Consider the following 15,937-nt stretch of genomic DNA (forward strand, 5'->3'; position numbering starts at 1 on the left):
CGATCGCGATCTCGACGCCGTCGAGCATGACAGAGCGGGCGGCGACCGCGATCGCCTGCAGGCCGGAGGCGCATTGCCGGTCGATGGTGGTCCCGGCGACCGTGACGGGAAGTCCAGCGCGGATGGCGCCCTTGCGCGCGACGTTCATCACCATGGTGCCCTGCTGCATGGCGCAGCCCATCACCACGTCCTCGACCTCGCCGGGCGCGATGCCGGCGCGCTTCACCGCCTCGGCCATCACATGGCCGGCCAAAGTCGGGCCGTCGGTGTTGTTAAGCGCGCCGCGATAGGCCTTGCCGACGCCGGTGCGCGCGGTGGAGACGATGACTGCATCTTGTGACATGCTTGCCTCTCTGAATCAGGCGGCCGCGTCGAGCTGCGCATAACGCAGCACGTGATAGGCGGGATCGCCGAACTGGATGTTGATGGAGGAAATCCGCTTGAAGTAATGGCCGACATTGAGCTCGTCGGTCATGCCCATGCCGCCATGCAGCTGCACCGCCTGATCGGCGACGAACTTGCCGGCATATCCGATCTTCGACTTGGCGCCGGAGGCGAGCCGAGACACGCCGGCCTCATCGTCGCCGAGACTTAGGCTGAGATGCTGCATCAGCGACAACGCCTCCTGATGCGCGATGAACATGTCGACCATCCGGTGCTGCAGCACCTGGAAGCTGCCGATCGTGACGCCGAACTGCTTTCGCGTCTTGGAATAGTCCAGCGTCGCGGCGTTCAGTTCGCCGATCGCGCCGACCGCCTCGGCGCAGAGCGCGCCGATCGCGCGGTTACGGCAGGCTTCCAGCGCGGCGACGCCCCCGCCTTCGCTGCCCAGCAATTCCGCGCGCACGCCGCGCAGGCTGATCTCGGCCGCCCTTCGGCCATCGATCGTCCTGAAGCTTTGCAGATCGAGATTGGCGGCGCGGCGATCGACCACGAACAGGCTGACGCCGCCGCGATCATGACGATGGCCCGCGGTGCGCGCGGAGACGATCAGATAATCCGCCCACGGCGCGGCCAGCACCGCCGTCTTCTCCCCGGTGAGCACGTAATCGTTGCCGTCGCGGCGCGCCGTGGTGGTGACGGTGGCGAGATCGAAGCGCGAACCCTTCTCGGTCCAGGCCAGCGCCCAAAGTTTCGTGCCAGCGATGATGTCGGCGATGAACGCCTGCCTCTGCGCGTCGCAACCTGCCTGCTCGATCAAGCCGCCCGCCACGACGACCGTCTCGACGAATGGCTCGACCACGAGATGGCGGCCGAACTCCTGCATGATGATCATGGTCGACAGCGGCCCGCCGCCGAGCCCTCCAACCGCTTCCGAGAACGGCGCGGCGAGCAGGCCGAGTTCGGCGAATTCAGCCCATTGCTTGCGGCCAAACCCCTCTTCGCTCGCGACGATCTTGCGGCGGGCTTCGAAATCATACTGGTCGCGCAGCAGCCGCTGGACGCTGGACCGCAACAATTCCTGCTCTTCCGTGAACTGGATATCCATCCGATCCTCGTTGCTTGTGGCTAGAGTCCAAGCACCGCCTTGGCGATGATGTTGCGCTGGATCTCGTTCGACCCGCCGTAGATCGAGAGCTTGCGCGAGTTCAGATATTTCTCCGACGCGGTGTGGCCGTAGTCGGGGCCCGGCATGAAGTGGTTGGCGCTGACCGGATGCTCGCGGATCGCGAGCCCGTAATTGCCGATGGCGCGATGGGTGAGTTCGGTGATGTTCTGGAAGATCTCGGTGCCGCGGATCTTGAACAGCGAGGCCGCCGGTCCCGGGTCGATGCCGCGCGCCATCTGGGCGACGACGCGGAGTTCGGTCGCCTCCAGCGCCAGCACGTCGAGCTCGACGCGGGCGATGTCCCGGATGAATTCCAGATGCGCCGGATCGTCTTCGGGGATCTCCGCCTTCACGATCTTCTTCAGCCGCGCGATGTAGCGCGTCGAGCGGCCGATGCCGGCCATGCTGGTGCGCTCATTGCCGAGCAGGAATTTAGCGTAGGTCCAGCCCTTGTTTTCCTCGCCGATCAGGTTCTCGGCGGGGACGCGGACGTTCTCCAGGAAGACGTCGTTGACCTCGTGCGAGCCGTCAATGGTGATGATGGGGCGCACGGTGACGCCGGGTGACTTCATGTCGATCAAGAGGAACGAGATGCCGGACTGCGGCTTGGCCGTGGGATCGGTGCGCACCAGGCAGAAGATCCAGTCGGCGTGCTGCGCCAGCGTGGTCCAGGTCTTGTGGCCGTTGACGATGTAATGATCGCCGTCGCGCACCGCCTTGGTGCGGACGGTCGCGAGGTCGGAGCCGGAGCCCGGTTCCGAATAGCCCTGGCACCACCAGTCCTCGCCGGACAGGATGCGCGGCAGGAATTTCCTTTTCTGCGCGTCGTTGCCGAAGGTGTAGATGACCGGGCCGACCATGGTGACGCTGAACGCCAGCGGCGGCATGGTGCCGGCGCGCGTCGTCTCCTGCTCGAAGATGAAGCGGCGGGTGATCGACCAGCCGGGCCCGCCATATTGCTTCGGCCAGAGCGGCGCGATCCAGCCCTTGTCGTGCAGGATCCGATGCCACAGCAGCATCTGCTCCTTGGAGAGATCGGTCTCCGGATTGGCGACGCGCATCTCCGCCGGGTAGTTGTCCTTGATGAAGGCGCGTACCTCATCGCGGAACGCCGCATCTTCAGGGGATAGCGCGAGCTCCATCTGACCGGCTCCCTACCACTTCTCGCCGAAGGGCCGGATTTCCAACTCGAAGGTCCAGGCGCTCTTCGGCTGCTGATAGAGCTGCCAATAGGCGCCCGCGACCGATGCCGGCGGCATCAAGAGATCGGGATTGTCGAGCGCGTTCGGGCCGAGCGCCTCGATACGGCGCTGCCGGACCCATTCGGTGTCGACGCCGGAATCGATGATCAGATGCGCGACATGGATGTTCTTCGGCCCCAGTTCGCGGGCCATCGCCTGCGCCACGGCACGCAAGCCGAACTTGGCGCTTGCAAAGGCGGCATAGCCGCTGCCGCCGCGGAGTGACGCGGTGGCGCCGGTGAAGAAGATGTTGCCCTCGCCGCGCGGCATCATCAGCCGCGCCGCCTCGCGTCCGGCCAGGAAGCCGGAGTAGCAGGCCATCTCCCAGACCTTGCGGAACACCCGCTCGGTGGTCTCGAGGATCGGGAAATTGACGTTGGCCCCGATGTTGAAGATGCAGACCTCAAGCGGCGCATGCTTGTCGGCGTCATTGAGGAAGGCCGTGATCTCCTCCTCCTTGCGCGCATCGAGCGAGCGCGCATGGATCTCGCCGCCGGCAGCCTCGATCTCCTTGACCAGCGGCGCCAGCTTATCGCCATTGCGGCGGCCGGCGAAGATCGTAAAACCTTCGGAGGCGAACTTCTTGGCGATCTCGCCGCCGATGAAATCGCCGGCACCAATGACGGCCACCGTCCTGTTTCTCTTCTGCATGGTGTACTCCGGTCTTGTTTGAGTGAACTGGCTCGCGGCGACGGCTCGGTCTCAGCCGCGCAGCGATTCCGCCAGCTTGTGCTTCAGCAGCTTGCCCGTCGATGTCGCGGGCAGCGCGTCCATCAGGATAATCTCCGACGGACGCTTGTACGAGGTGAGTTGCGGGGCAATATGGGCCATCAGGTCCTGTACCGTGGCGGTCGAACCCTTGATCAGCTGTACAAAGGCAACCACCTCTTCGTTGCCCTCGACCGGCCGGCCGACCACGGCGCACTGCACCACGGCGTCGTGCGTGCTCAGCACCGCCTCGATCTCGGCCGGATAGACGTTGAACCCGGAGCGGATGATCATCTCCTTGGTCCGCCCGACGATGTAGAGCGCATCGTTCTCGAAGCGGGCCAGATCCCCGGTGTTGAACCAGCCGTCGGGATCGATCGCCTTGGCGGTCAAATCAGGCGCGCGGTAATAGCCGCGCATCACGTTCGGGCCGCGAACATGGAGCTCGCCGACTTCGCCTGCCGCGACCGGCTTGAGGTCGCGGCCGACCAGCTTGGCCTCGAGGCCGGGCATGACGGTGCCGACCGCATGGTCGGCCCGCGGATTGTCGGGCCGGACGCCGGAGATGCCCGGCGAGCATTCGGTGATGCCGTAACCGTTGAGCAGCGGCAGCCCGAGCTCCTGCTCGACCCGTGATTTGAGATCGAGGTCGAGCGGCGCGCCGGCCACCGAGATCACCCGCAACCGGCCGCGATCGAGCTTCGGCAGGCCGGCATTGCGCCGGTATTCGAGCAGACGCTGATAGGTCGCGGGCACGCCGTTCAGGATCGTGATGCCCTCTTCAGTCATCGCCTTGACCAGCGCGGCCGGATCGTATTTCGCCACCAGACGCACGGTGGCGCCGATCATCAGGGTCATGGTCAGCAACGAGATGCCGACGATATGCGAGATCGGCAGCACGCAATACTGCACGTCATCGGCCGCCATCTTTCGGAAGCTTGCCGTCGCCCGGGCGCTGAACAAGAGATTGCGATGGGTCAGCATCACGCCCTTCGGCGTGCCCGTAGTGCCGGAGGTGTAGATGAGAACCGCAACCTGGTTGGCGCCGTCGACCTCGACCGGCTCCGCCACGGTTGCCAGGTTCAAACCGGTGACGGCGATGCCGCGGAGCGGGCCGACATCCTGCACGGCGGCCTCGTAGCGCGCGGCATGTGTAGCCGCCTCCTGCGAGACCTCGGCGGTCAGCAGCACGCGGCGGGCGCCGCTGTGATCCCTGATCTGGTCCAGCTCACGCGGCGACAGCCGGGGATTGACCACGATGGACCAAGCATCGAGCCGGCTCGCCGCCAGCAGCAGGCAGGCGAGCGGGATCGAATTCTCGCTCACGATCATCATGCGGTCGCCGGCGCGGATGCCGAGCGCCCGCAGCGCCTCGGCGACGCGACCGACCGTTCGGTCGAGCTCGCGGTAGGTCAGCCGCGTCTTGTCGTCGATCAGCGCCGGATGATCCGGCGTCGCCCCGACGTGGTGATCGATCACCTCGTGGATGCGGTTCGGCAAGCCTTCCACACTTCCTTCAAACTGGGTCGACGCCTGCACTGAAACCTCCCTGTGACAGCCCTTTGGGCCTGATTTGTTGTCTTGAGGAATTTTCCCGCTCAGGCGGTCTTGCGTCGCCCCGCAGCCAGCTGCTCGACGATCTCGTCCTCGACCTCGCGCAGCTTGTCCTTGCCGAAGAAGATCTCGTCGCCGACAAAGAAGGTCGGTGAGCCGAACGAGCCGCGCGCCACCGCGTTGCTGGTGTTGTCGATCAGCTTCTTCTTCACCTCGTCCTGCTGGGCGCGGGCGATGATGCGGTCGATATCGAGGCCGGAGGACAGGAACGCTTCGCGGAACACCTGCGGATCGTCCATCTTCTTGGGCTCGGACCACATGTGGTGATAGGCGGCGCGAAAGTACGGCTCGAACAGCCCTTCGAAATCGGCAGCGACGACGCCGCGCATCAGCATCAGCGTGTTGACCGGAAAGAACGGGTTGGTCTTGAACGTCGTGATGTTGTAGCGGCGCAGGAAGCGCTCGGTCTCGAGCGCGTTATACTCGGGCTTGTTCTTGATGCCGCGCAGCGACTCGCCGGGCGACATGTTGCCGGTCGCCTTGTAGACGCCGCCGAGCAGCACCGGGATGTAGTCGAACTTCACGCCGGTGCGCTTCTCGATTTCGGGCAGCGCCTGCTCCGCCAGATAGGCGTTCGGACTTCCAAAATCGAAATGGAATTCGACCTTGAGCGGAGCAACCATGGAACGCCCTTCCCTTTGAGTACCAGCAGCCCTCAGCCGCCGCGTTGATCGAGCCGGGACATTAAGTTCTATTTTAGAACTGTCAATATGATATTTGTCATCCAATGACTAAGTCACGGCTGCAGGCGAGGCATCCTATTGAAATTGCGTTAGTTCTGTTTTAGAATTTAAAAGGCGATGCCGGCGCAGACCGCAGGAGATGCTGATGAAATGGGATGCCCTCGAGGAGGAGCCGTGCTCGGTGGCCCGCACGGTGGCTGTCATCGGTGACCGCTGGAGCCTGCTGGTCCTGCGCGAATGTTTCCTGCGCATCCGCAGGTTCGATGACTTCCAGGCCTCGCTTGGGATCACGCGGCATCTGCTCGCCGACCGGCTGAAGAAGCTGGTGCGCTTCGGCGTGCTGCGCAAGATCCCCTATCAGGAGGCGCCGAAGCGCTACGAATACATCCTGACGCAGAAGGGCCTCGACCTCTATCCGATCATCATGTCGATCGTGCACTGGGGCAACGTCCACATGGTCGATTCGCGCGGCCGGCCGATGCTGCACGAACACAAGACCTGCAAGAAGATGTTCGATCCCGTCATGGTCTGTTCGGAATGCGGCGAGCCGCTGAGCGCGAAGGCGGTCCACGTGCATCCGGGCCCCGGTGCGCGGAAATCATCACCGGTGCACGCCAAGGCACAGGAGCGAGCCAGGCGCGCCGCTGATTAGACCTGGATACTGTTTACGAAGCCGGCGCCCCGCGCTGGCGGCTGCTCAGTGTGACGGTGCAGCCATCAGCGCGACATTGCCGCCAAGCAGGCAGCCGACGGGACGGCCGCCGGCGAAGCCGATGCGGACCCGAATCTCAGACAGCCGCCCCATCGCCCTGCCCTGCAGGATTCGAATCTCGTCGTCATCAGGAGCGACCAGGCCGTAGTCGAGCAAGCCGAACGCCAGCGCCGCGGCCGCAATGCCGGTCGCGGCATCCTCCCGATAGCCGGAGGAGCGCGGGAATTGCCGCGCCTCGAACAGGCGAGCTTTTCGGTCGATCACGGCGAATGGATAGAGCCCGGTCGATTCGATCCGGCCGCAGACCGCCTCGACGTCCCCTGTCGCGGGATCGAGCGCATTCAGCGCTTCGGGGGAGCGCATCGGAACGAGTGTCTTGATCCGCGATGTGACGGCGTTACAGGGCGTTCCCTCACCGATCGCATGCGGTCCAATCGCGAGCGCCCGCAGCACGTCATCGCGCTGATCTGCGATCAGCGGAACGGTCTTCCCGGCCGGTTGAGTGATCTCGACACGCGGCTCGCCGTGACGATCACGGCTGATGAAGCCGGTGACCGGACCGCTGCGCGTCGAGATCCGGATGGTGTCGCCCGGCAGCCTTCCCTGGCGCGCAAGCAGCCAGAGCGCACCGATGGTCGCGTGGCCGCACATTTCCATTTCGTGGTTCGGAACGAAGAAGCGGAACGTGGCGTCGAAATCGTCGCTCTGCGCCGGCAGCGCGAAGCCGGATTCGTGACCGTGGCGGCGGGCAACATCCTGCATCTCGGACGCGCTCATGCCGCTTGCATCCACCACGATCGGACAGGGATTTCCGCCTTGCCCATCGACCGTGAACACGCTGACCAGTTCGGCTGTCGTCATGATGTCGCTCGCCTGTCTCGCCGTCCTTACTTGACCAGCGTCGCGCCGGTCTCCGGATGCTGCAGCCAGCCGAGCAGCGCCTCGTGGAAGCGCGCCGGCGCCTGGATCTGCGGCGAATGGCCGAGGTCGGGGAATTCGATCAGCTGCGCGTGCGGAATCCGCTTCGCGGCCTCCTTGCCGAGCACCGGATAATTGCCGAGCGTCTTGCGGATCTCCGGCGGCGCGGTGTCCTTGCCGATCGCGGTGGTGTCCTTGTCGCCGACAAGGAGCAGCGTCGGCGGCTTGATCTGCTCGAATTCGTAGAACACCGGCTGGGTCGCGATCATGTCGTAGAGCCGCGCCGAACTCGACGCCACGGCGGCGCGGCCCGGACCGCGATACATGCCGGCCAGCATCTGCACCCACGTCTCGTAGGACGCATCCCAGGTGTCGGCGTAGTAGGTGGCGCGCTCATAGGCGCGGATGCTGTCCGCGGTGACGCGCGTCTCGCGCTGCATCCAGCCGTCGAGGCTGAGCCACGGCACCCCTTTGGCCTTCCAGTCTTCCAGGCCGATCGGATCGACCAGCACCAGCTGGTCGGTGGCCTCCGGATACATCAGGGCATAGCGCATCGCCAGCATGCCGCCGGTCGAGTGGCCGACCATGATCGAATGCGCGATCCCGAGCGAGGCGAGCAGCGCGCGGCTGTTGCCGGCGAGTTGCTGAAAGGTGAACTGATAGCGCTCCGGCTTGCTGGATTTGCAGAAGCCGATCTGGTCGATCGCGATCACGCGATAGCCGGCGCCGCTGAGCGCCTTGATGGTGCCGTCCCAGGTCGCGGCACAGAAGTTCTTGCCGTGCAGCAGCACCGCGGTCTGGCCATTCGGCGTCGCCGGCTTGACGTCGAGATAGGCCATGTCGAGCTCCTGCCCCTGCGAGCTGAAGCGATAATGCTCCACCGGATAGGGATAGTCGAAGCCCTGCAATTCCGGTCCATAGGCCGGCTCGGCCGCCGATTGCGCCAATGCGTTGGACGAACCGAGCGCAACGGTCGCGGCGACGGCAAGGTGAAACAGGGCTTTCAGGTGCATCTCGGCAAATCCAGAACTCGGGGATGATCTCGTGATGCCGTAGCCGAACGGCTTAACGCCATCCAGCACCCACTGATGATTTGTTCGTGATCGGCTGCGGTCCCCCTCTACGCCGGATCGAACGCGCGGATCGGCGGCAGATTGCCGTTGAAACGCTCGACCTCGACGCTCGTCAGCTGGCCGGTGCAGCCCTGCGCGAAGGATGACGTGCCGATGTCGCGCGTCAGCACGTTCGGATTGCCATGCACGCAGAGCGGCGCTTCCTCCTCGGGGTCCATCGGATCGTACCAGGCGCCGGTCGGCAGCTGCACCACGCCGGGCGCGATGCCGTCGATGACATGCACCGCGGCAAGGCAGGCGCCGCGTGCGTTGAAGATGCGGATGATGTCGCCGTCGGCGATGCCGCGCGGCTTGGCGTCGTGCGGATTCATGCGCGCGACCTCGCGGCCGCGATGCTTGGCGCCAAGCGAGTGTCCGCCGAAGTCGAGCTGGCTGTGCAGGCGCGTCGCCGGCTGGTTGGCGACGAGGAAGCACGGCGCGCCCGGCGTCGGCGTGTCTGATTTCTCGAGCCAGACCGGATGGCCCGGACAATCCGCATCGCCGTGGCTAGCGATCTTCTGCGAGAAGATCTCGATGCGGCCGCTCGGCGTCGGCAGCGGCCGCGCGACGGGGTCTTCGCGAAAACGGCGCAGCGAGCCGCCGTCGTCGAAATGCTGCGGCACCACCAGGCTGCCGCGCGCCCAGAACTCCTCGAAGCTCGGCGCTTCGAGCCCGCGCGCGGCGAGCGCCTTGCGGGTCGGCTCGTAGAGATGCTCGAGCCACTCTCGCGAGGTGCGTCCCTCGGTGAAGGGCTCGCGGGCCCCTAACCGCTCGGCGAGATCGGCGAAGATCTCGTAGTCGTCGCGGGCGAGGCCGAACGGCTCGGCGATCCGGTGCATCGCGACCATCAACGGATCGTTGCTGGAATAGCCGATGTCCTCGCGCTCCAGTGTCATGGTCGAAGGCAGCACGATGTCGGCGTGACGCGCCGTGGCGGTCCAGGCGAGCTCGTGCACCACCAGCGTGTCGAGCCGCGCAAACGCCTTGCGCAGGCGGTTGAGGTCCTGGTGATGGTGGAACGGATTGCCGCCGGCCCAATAGACGAGGCGGATATCCGGATAGGTCCGCGTCTCGCCATTGTAGCGATAGCTGGTGCCGGGATTGAGCAGCATGTCGGCGATGCGCGCCACCGGAATGAAGTCGGCGACGCCGTTGCGGCCCTGCCCGAGCGTCGGCCCGGGCACCGCGTTGACACGGCGGCCGTAATAGCCGATCGCGCCGAGCGAATAGGCGTAGCCGCCGCCGGGCAGGCCGATCTGGCCGAGCGCCGCCGCCAGCACCATGCCCATCCACACCGGCTGCTCGCCATGCTCGGCGCGCTGCAGCGAATGCGACACGGTGATCAGTGCACGTCGGCCGGCAAGCCGGCGCGCGAGCGTCTTGATGGTGCCGGCATCGATGCCGCAGATCGCCGCGGCCCATTCGGCGCTCTTGGGCACACCGTCGCTCTCGCCGGTGAGATAGCGCAAAAACACCGGCCAGCCCTCGGTGTAGCGATCCAGGAAGGCCTGATCGTGCAGGCCTTCGCTCACCAAAGAGTGGACGATGCCGAGCATCAGCGCGGTGTCGGTGCCGGGCGTGGCCGTCAGCCATTCGGCGCCGGCCTCGACGGGAAGATCGTCACGCAGCGGGCTGACCAGGATGAACGCGCAGCCGCGCCGCTGCGCGGCTTGCATCGCGCCGCGCTCGACATGCTTGCTGATCGAGCCGCCGGCCACCATCGAGTTCTTCAGCGCCATGCCGCCGAATGCCAGCACGATGTCGGTCTCGGCCGCGATCTGCTCCCAGGTGACGTTGCGCTTGGTGATGTCCTCGTAGCCGGTCAGGATCTGCGGCAGCAGCACCGAGGACGCCCCCGAGGAATAGGTGTTCACCGAGCGGACATAGCCGCCCATGGCGATGTTGAGGAAACGGTGTACCTGGCTCTGCGCGTGATGGAAGCGGCCCGCGCTGGACCAGCCGTAGGAGCCGCCGAACACCGCGCCGGGGCCGATGGTGTCGCGGATCCGCGTCAGCTCGCCGCCGAGCAGGTCGAGCGCCTGCTCCCAGCTGACCGAGACGAAGTCGTCGCGGCCGCGGCGATCGTCGGGGCCGGGCCCCCGCTCGAACCAGCCGCGGCGGATCGCAGGCTGCGCGATGCGTGCCTGGTGGCGGAGCGCGCCGGGGAAATTGTTGATGATGCGGTTCGGATCGGGATCGGCGGCATAGGGCCTGACTTCGAGACCCGCCTTGCCGAGCCGCGCCGAGAACACGCCCCAATGCGAGGTATGCGGCTTGAACCCGTCGGACAAATCGAGGCCGGGATCGGGGTGGCCAATGGTCTCGCTCATCGATGCTCCTTCATCCGCAGGCCGGAGCCGCGCCAAGTCTGTCGCAACCCAAGTCTGTCGCAACATTCCCCGCCAGTATAATGATCCAATCGGCGCACGGTACCCGCTAACACGGACCGCACCGTGCCTTGCCGGCATGACTGCGCCTGACGGCGGCGGAACTCCCCACTGGGGCCGCGCGGCCAAAATATCGAAAATAACCCCATGCAAAGGAGCCGGCGGCTGCCGGCGCTCGAACGGCGACTTGACACGTCGGGCAAATCAGCGGCACACTTCCAATATTCCGAAATCGTGCAAGCCCCCACTCGCCCGCAACAGCGGGCTCGCGGATGGCGCTTGCCGCCCAAAACCCTCCTCACAATTGACATCGCGCCGGCTGCCGCAGCGAGCGATCGTCTGCGCGCTTGCCACGCGCATTCCAGGGACTACCCGACATGGATACTGCACCCGACATCACCGTGCCGACGATGCCCGCCGCCCCCGCGCAGACCCAGGCTGCCACACCTCCGCGGATCAAGTTCTCCTCGCACGGCTTCTGCATCGACCATCCTGATCCGGAGCTCGGCGCACAGCTGATGGCGAACGCACTGGGGGTCGCCGACCGCGACGCGATGGACGGCATCCTGCGGCAATTGGTCAAGGCGAGCGTGAGCGGCGGCAAGCCCTGCGAGGTCAACCTCGCCTTCATGATCTCGATGGTGAGAAGCATCGGTCCGCGGGATTCCGTCGAGGCCATGCTGGTGGCGCAGATGGTGTCGGTTCATGTGATGGCGATGCGATGCGCCCATCACCTCGCGCATGCCAAGGACCTCGCCCAGCACGACAGCGCGGCGCGCGCATTGGGCCGGCTCGCCCGCACCTTTCCCGCCCAGATCGAGGCGCTGAACCGCTACCGCAGCCATGGCGAGCCCGCCATCACCGTGCAGAACGTCAAGGTCGAGGACGGCGGCAACGCCATCGTCGGCAACGTCACGCAGCATGCGAGCGTGATCGTGTCCGACAACAGCCCGGCATCCGCGGCGCGAGCGCCGAGGTCCGCGGGCACCAGGCGACGGCGGAATTCCGCCGATGCCGGGCGGGACGCACAGGCATGAGCGGCCACGTCCAAACGACCGGCCCGATGCTGGCCAGCCGGCGTTGCGGCGCCAGGACCCGCTGCGGCGGTTCTTGCCGCGCGCCGGCGGCGCGCGGCAAGACGCGCTGTCGCATGCACGGCGGCGCAAAGGGATCCGGCGCGCCACGGGCCAACCGGAATGCGCGCAAGCACGGCCGGTTCACGGGGGATGCGATCGCCGAGCGGCGACAGATCCGGGCGTTGTTGAGAGACGTGCGGAGGATGCTGGAAGGGATGAAGTGATTGCGTTTCGCAAATGGCCGCACGCCTCAACGACCAATGGGCCGCCGGGCGCGAAATCCCGCTGGCCCATTCCCGCTAAAGCATGATCCGGAAAAGTGCGAAGCGGTTTTCCCTCGCGACAAACGCGGGACGCGTTTGCGCGGAGATCATGCTCAAACAAAGAGCTAAAGCGCGATGACGATTCAACCTAATCTCATCGCGCTTTAATGGACCATGAGGGCTGCGGCGATGCCGAACGCCGTGAGCGTTGCAACGGCCAAACTCATCAGGGTTATCGCTACAGGCCTCGGCATACGTTTAAACCCGCTGACGCAGTAAAAGCTTGCCGGTTGCCGGACATTGCGCGTTCCGCGAAGACAACGCACCCCGTAGCGGCCCCGCGAGCAAAGATCCGGATTCCCGGCGGTCAGTGCACGAAAGCCAGCATCAGCGCAAAGGTGACCAGCGCGTAAGTGCTGGTGACGGTGATGCCCAAATACAGACGCTCCATTGCGGCCTCCTGACCTCAAGGCGCCGCCCCCGCGCCATCAACTTAGCGCCCGCTCCGGCGCCGAGCAGCTGGAATTCCGGGTCATGGTAAATCTACGGGACCGTCCATCCGGGCTAGCCCCTGTAAGCTGCCGGCGCCGATCCTGTGGGCTCTTTGCATCCGACTGAGGAAGTACCCCTCTCTTTCCAATTGCCGGCCTGTCGGGCTTAGCACCGTACCGGATGTGAAGGCGGAGGACGGCGGCTGCGAGATCGTCGGCAACGTCACAGCCAAGCCTCGTTTATTCGTCTGGTTGGAAGCCCTCCGGCATTCGAGGAGGACCGTCATCATTCGGCTGATTGCAGGCCGGACAGGGCGCACCGGCGCCTCCGCAAGCGCAGGCGTGCGGACCGGTCCAGGGCTGGTCCTGATGGTTCTCACACACCCATCTTGTGTCGTCGCAAAAAATGCAGCGAAGCTTGCTCATAGATCTTCTCGCACCCCACGAAAGAACGGATGCCGCACCCTGCCCTCGGCGGATTTGGCGCGGTACTCGATTTCGGCCAGCACCTTCGGCTCGACCCAGATCGCCTTGTGTGCAATGCGCTTGGTGTAGGGCTGCGTCTTGCGGATCAGCGGCGTCAGGCGTTTGCGGAGATCGGCGGCCGAGGCCTTGTCGAAGCCGTGGTCGACCTTGCCGGCGTAGATCAGCTCGTTGCCCTTGCGCCGGCCGACGTAAATTCCGTCCCATTCGTTGTCGTCCAGTGCAAAGCCAGCGATGGTCAACGTCTCGCGCTGGGCGCAGGTTTTCTTGACCCAGTCCCGGCTGCGAGTGCCAGTCGGATACACGCTGTCGGCAACCTTCGACACCACGCCCTCATAGCCGAGCCTACAGGCATGCGCGAACATCTTGGGGCCGTCCACCTCGAAGCTTTCGCTGAACTGGACCTCGGTGCCAGCGACGAGCTTCTTCAGCAGCGCTTTGCGCTCCTTCAGCGGCAGCTTCCGGAGATCGCGGCCATTGAGATAGAGCAGATCGAAGGCCACTATCACGATCCTGGTCGACTTACCGCGCAGCTCGTTCTGCAGCACGGAGAAGTCGGTCTTGCCGTTTGCCGAGGGAACGACGATCTCGCCGTCGATGATGGCTGATGATGCGGAAATGTGCCAGGCGTCTTGGACCACCTTCTTGAAGCGCCTGGTCCAGTCGTTGCCGCGCCGGGTGTAGATCTTCACGTCTTCATTGGCGATGTGAGTCTGAACCCGGTAGCCGTCGAACTTGATCTCGTGAATCCAGCGTGCGCCGCGTGGGACTTTCTCGATCGGCGATGCCAGCGCCGGCGCGATGAAGCCGGGAAAGAGCGCCTTGGTCCCGATCGCCTCGGGCTTCCTACGCTGAAACGCCACAACGCAACTCCACAAACAATAAGCTGATTCAAACTGGCGCAATCGCAATCGTTCCGACGCGGGTCCGCAAATGGAACGGTCGATCATAAACCGAGTTGGCCCTCATCGACAGGGAGGCTGGAATGACAAAGAAAGCGAAGAAGCAGACCGCGCGCGGTCGCAAGCAGGACCGAGCGCGCGTCGCCGGCGGGCAGGATTACGAAGTGCGCTATGAGGCGAAGAAGACCGGCAAGTCGGCCGCATCGGTGAAGAAGGCCGTCAAGAAGGTCGGCACCAGCCGCAAGCGAGTTGAGCGCCGGCTCGGGTCGGCGATGAAAAGGTCGTTAGGAACGGCACCTTCGAAGCGACGTTAGCAATGTGCTGCTCGCGGCAGAGCGGCATCATGGATGAAAGTGCCCCGGCTCTTGCCCCCGAAGACCGGGGCACATTCTCGATCAGTTTGAGCGGCCCCGGCTGGCACCTCGCTGGGGCACCGAATCGGCCTCGGCATGTCCTCTCGCTGGGGCCGTTTCGCTTCGGGGAACACGCAGCAGTCCACGACGTTGAGTCGCCACGTGGGACTACTTGCCGGCCTCAGCACTCTCCCCGGGAGCTGGGGTCTTTTTTGTCGCGAGTCGTAAACAGCTTCTCCAAAGTCTCAGCCTGCTCTTTTGTCAGCTTCTCGGCGAACGCGCCGTTCTTTTCTATCTGGGCTGGTCCTTTGAGTTCGCTATCGTAGACCATCCATCCGTTGCCACCCTGCCGAACGAGGAAACGTCCCCGCATCGGGCGTCCAATAAATTCCATCTGCAACCACCATCTGCGAAATACGAGCTCGTCGATTAGCTCGAAGGATGGAGCGCCCGGCATTGAACTATGTGAATCGTGACGATCAACTTTGGACAAGCGCCACTTGGCTTCGCGGCGAACTGAAAACGGCCCCAACCGGGGGGCCGCCAACCCGAACGATACGGGTTTTCCTCTGGCAGTCGGGGGGGGCACCTTGGCTGACCAGAAGCGCCAATTAGACGCTGATCCCCTCTCGATGGTTCCTTGCCTGACGCGCATATTCGGGAAAAGGTGGCAATTGGACAGTTGCGTAAGCAACAGCTCCGTCGGATCGCACCCCGACAATATTTGATGACTGGCCTAATTAACCTGGGATATTTCCATCCCATGCAAACCGCTGCAATCCACGCGCTGTGATCGTTGAGTTGATGCCGGAGAGAGTTTTGCACGCTAAGCCATGGTCCGAAGAGGACGAACAGCAGTTGCCAAAGTTGATGCGAGAGACAGCCATGACGCAGTTCGAGATCGCCCGGAAGCTGGGACGCACAGAAGCTGCGGTAAGCAACCGGCTCACGGTCATCAGAAAGCGGAAACAGGTTTTCGGTGCCCAGTCCTCTCGAAGGACGACCGGGAAATAGGAACCAAACGGCCGAGTGCCGGTTTTGGCGAGAAGGAAATCATGGCAACTCGGCCTCGGTGCGCTCGGACTGCGCTGGGGCCGTTTTTGCGAAGAGCCGCCACTGGGGTGGGCTACACAGGCCTAATTTTCGGTTTCAGCTTACGATCGATCAGCATCTCGGCCCGGCGCTTTGCTAGTTCTGCCAATCGTGTGCGCACGGTATGGCGGGTCGTTTCTCCGCCGATCTCAATGATGATCTCGAACTGATCATCATATAGGCGTTTTACTTCGAACGTGACGCCCCTGTGGGTGAAGGTGCTTGGCATACGCAGGGGATAGCAAATCGATGTGCTGTCCTTGCACCGGGATGCTACGGGAAATTGTCCCACTGTAGGAATGGAGCCATGCAAGGCCACTTGCGCAGGGTGGCCTTAATCTCCCGCGTCGCTG

Annotated in this window: 15 protein-coding genes; 4 read left to right on the forward strand and 11 right to left on the reverse strand. The window is 64.4% G+C overall.

Going from position 1 to position 15,937, the window contains the following annotated elements:
* The 6 genes from J6525_RS43780 to J6525_RS43805 form a co-directional block, all read right to left on the reverse strand.
* Positions 1-343: thiolase family protein (locus J6525_RS43780; protein ID WP_446471740.1), on the reverse strand; the 343-nt coding region annotated here is incomplete at its 3' end.
* Between the two features lie 15 nt (positions 344-358).
* Entirely contained in the window at positions 359-1,489 is a 1,131-nt protein-coding gene (locus J6525_RS43785) for an acyl-CoA dehydrogenase family protein (protein WP_225649288.1), read from the reverse strand.
* Positions 1,490-1,509: 20 nt separating this feature from the next.
* Entirely contained in the window at positions 1,510-2,691 is a 1,182-nt protein-coding gene (locus tag J6525_RS43790) for an acyl-CoA dehydrogenase family protein (protein ID WP_225649289.1), read from the reverse strand.
* Between the two features lie 12 nt (positions 2,692-2,703).
* Positions 2,704-3,441 carry an SDR family oxidoreductase gene (locus J6525_RS43795; RefSeq protein WP_016845326.1) on the reverse strand — a complete coding sequence of 246 codons (738 nt, stop codon included), beginning with the start codon at positions 3,439-3,441 and terminating at the stop codon, positions 2,704-2,706.
* Between the two features lie 51 nt (positions 3,442-3,492).
* Positions 3,493-5,037 (reverse strand): class I adenylate-forming enzyme family protein, encoded by a 1,545-nt coding sequence (locus J6525_RS43800; RefSeq protein WP_225649290.1) that lies wholly within the window; start codon positions 5,035-5,037, stop codon positions 3,493-3,495.
* Positions 5,038-5,096: 59 nt separating this feature from the next.
* Positions 5,097-5,735: a 2-hydroxychromene-2-carboxylate isomerase gene (locus J6525_RS43805; RefSeq protein ID WP_225649291.1), complete on the reverse strand. Its 639-nt coding sequence runs from the start codon at positions 5,733-5,735 to the stop codon at positions 5,097-5,099.
* Positions 5,736-5,940: 205 nt separating this feature from the next.
* Here J6525_RS43805 and J6525_RS43810 point away from each other — a divergent pair, with 205 nt between their 5' ends.
* Positions 5,941-6,447: a winged helix-turn-helix transcriptional regulator gene (locus tag J6525_RS43810; protein ID WP_026193238.1), complete on the forward strand. Its 507-nt coding sequence runs from the start codon at positions 5,941-5,943 to the stop codon at positions 6,445-6,447.
* 45 nt (positions 6,448-6,492) lie between these two features.
* On the opposite strand, the gene J6525_RS43815 is transcribed toward J6525_RS43810, so the two are convergent.
* The 3 genes from J6525_RS43815 to J6525_RS43825 form a co-directional block, all read right to left on the reverse strand.
* Positions 6,493-7,368, reverse strand: coding sequence for a PhzF family protein (locus J6525_RS43815; RefSeq protein WP_225649292.1), 876 nt, complete (start codon positions 7,366-7,368; stop codon positions 6,493-6,495).
* Between the two features lie 26 nt (positions 7,369-7,394).
* A complete protein-coding gene (locus J6525_RS43820) occupies positions 7,395-8,438 on the reverse strand; it encodes an alpha/beta fold hydrolase (RefSeq protein ID WP_225649293.1) in 1,044 nt (347 codons plus the stop codon).
* Between the two features lie 107 nt (positions 8,439-8,545).
* Positions 8,546-10,867, reverse strand: a complete 2,322-nt coding sequence (locus J6525_RS43825) for a molybdopterin guanine dinucleotide-containing S/N-oxide reductase (protein ID WP_225649294.1) — start codon at positions 10,865-10,867, stop codon at positions 8,546-8,548.
* 434 nt (positions 10,868-11,301) lie between these two features.
* Between J6525_RS43825 and J6525_RS43830 the strand changes: the two genes are divergently transcribed.
* Together J6525_RS43830 and J6525_RS43835 are read left to right on the forward strand one after the other, a co-directional pair.
* Complete coding sequence (locus tag J6525_RS43830) at positions 11,302-11,961, forward strand: hypothetical protein (RefSeq protein WP_225649295.1); 660 nt, start codon at positions 11,302-11,304, stop codon at positions 11,959-11,961.
* Positions 11,958-12,224: an HGGxSTG domain-containing protein gene (locus J6525_RS43835; RefSeq protein ID WP_225649296.1), complete on the forward strand. Its 267-nt coding sequence runs from the start codon at positions 11,958-11,960 to the stop codon at positions 12,222-12,224. The genes J6525_RS43830 and J6525_RS43835 overlap by 4 nt, the downstream gene beginning before the upstream one ends.
* A 952-nt stretch (positions 12,225-13,176) precedes the next feature.
* Here the strand turns inward: J6525_RS43835 and ligD are convergent.
* A complete protein-coding gene (gene ligD / locus J6525_RS43840; RefSeq protein ID WP_225160067.1) occupies positions 13,177-14,100 on the reverse strand; it encodes a non-homologous end-joining DNA ligase in 924 nt (307 codons plus the stop codon).
* 122 nt (positions 14,101-14,222) lie between these two features.
* Here ligD and J6525_RS43845 point away from each other — a divergent pair, with 122 nt between their 5' ends.
* Positions 14,223-14,453 (forward strand): DUF3606 domain-containing protein, encoded by a 231-nt coding sequence (locus J6525_RS43845; protein WP_225649297.1) that lies wholly within the window; start codon positions 14,223-14,225, stop codon positions 14,451-14,453.
* A 220-nt stretch (positions 14,454-14,673) separates the two neighbouring features.
* Here the strand turns inward: J6525_RS43845 and J6525_RS43850 are convergent, their stop codons facing one another.
* The gene (locus tag J6525_RS43850; RefSeq protein WP_092090308.1) at positions 14,674-14,886 is read right to left on the reverse strand and encodes a hypothetical protein; all 213 of its coding nucleotides are present in this window, start codon (positions 14,884-14,886) and stop codon (positions 14,674-14,676) included.
* Positions 14,887-15,937: the final 1,051 nt, after the last annotated feature.

The sequence above is a fragment of the Bradyrhizobium australafricanum genome, from assembly GCF_020329495.1.
Lineage (GTDB): Bacteria > Pseudomonadota > Alphaproteobacteria > Rhizobiales > Xanthobacteraceae > Bradyrhizobium > Bradyrhizobium australafricanum.

Bases quoted from the DNA above. Each gene is read 5' to 3' on its own strand.
- J6525_RS43785 (WP_225649288.1), bottom strand. From the start codon at position 1,489: ATGGATATCCAGTTCACGGAAGAGCAGGAATTGTTGCGGTCCAGCGTC.
- J6525_RS43790 (WP_225649289.1), bottom strand. From the start codon at position 2,691: ATGGAGCTCGCGCTATCCCCTGAAGATGCGGCGTTCCGCGATGAGGTA.
- J6525_RS43795 (WP_016845326.1), bottom strand. From the start codon at position 3,441: ATGCAGAAGAGAAACAGGACGGTGGCCGTCATTGGTGCCGGCGATTTC.
- J6525_RS43805 (WP_225649291.1), bottom strand. From the start codon at position 5,735: ATGGTTGCTCCGCTCAAGGTCGAATTCCATTTCGATTTTGGAAGTCCG.
- J6525_RS43810 (WP_026193238.1), top strand. From the start codon at position 5,941: ATGAAATGGGATGCCCTCGAGGAGGAGCCGTGCTCGGTGGCCCGCACG.
- J6525_RS43815 (WP_225649292.1), bottom strand. From the start codon at position 7,368: ATGACGACAGCCGAACTGGTCAGCGTGTTCACGGTCGATGGGCAAGGC.
- J6525_RS43820 (WP_225649293.1), bottom strand. From the start codon at position 8,438: ATGCACCTGAAAGCCCTGTTTCACCTTGCCGTCGCCGCGACCGTTGCG.
- J6525_RS43825 (WP_225649294.1), bottom strand. From the start codon at position 10,867: ATGAGCGAGACCATTGGCCACCCCGATCCCGGCCTCGATTTGTCCGAC.
- J6525_RS43830 (WP_225649295.1), top strand. From the start codon at position 11,302: ATGGATACTGCACCCGACATCACCGTGCCGACGATGCCCGCCGCCCCC.
- J6525_RS43835 (WP_225649296.1), top strand. From the start codon at position 11,958: ATGAGCGGCCACGTCCAAACGACCGGCCCGATGCTGGCCAGCCGGCGT.
- J6525_RS43845 (WP_225649297.1), top strand. From the start codon at position 14,223: ATGACAAAGAAAGCGAAGAAGCAGACCGCGCGCGGTCGCAAGCAGGAC.
- J6525_RS43850 (WP_092090308.1), bottom strand. From the start codon at position 14,886: ATGGAATTTATTGGACGCCCGATGCGGGGACGTTTCCTCGTTCGGCAG.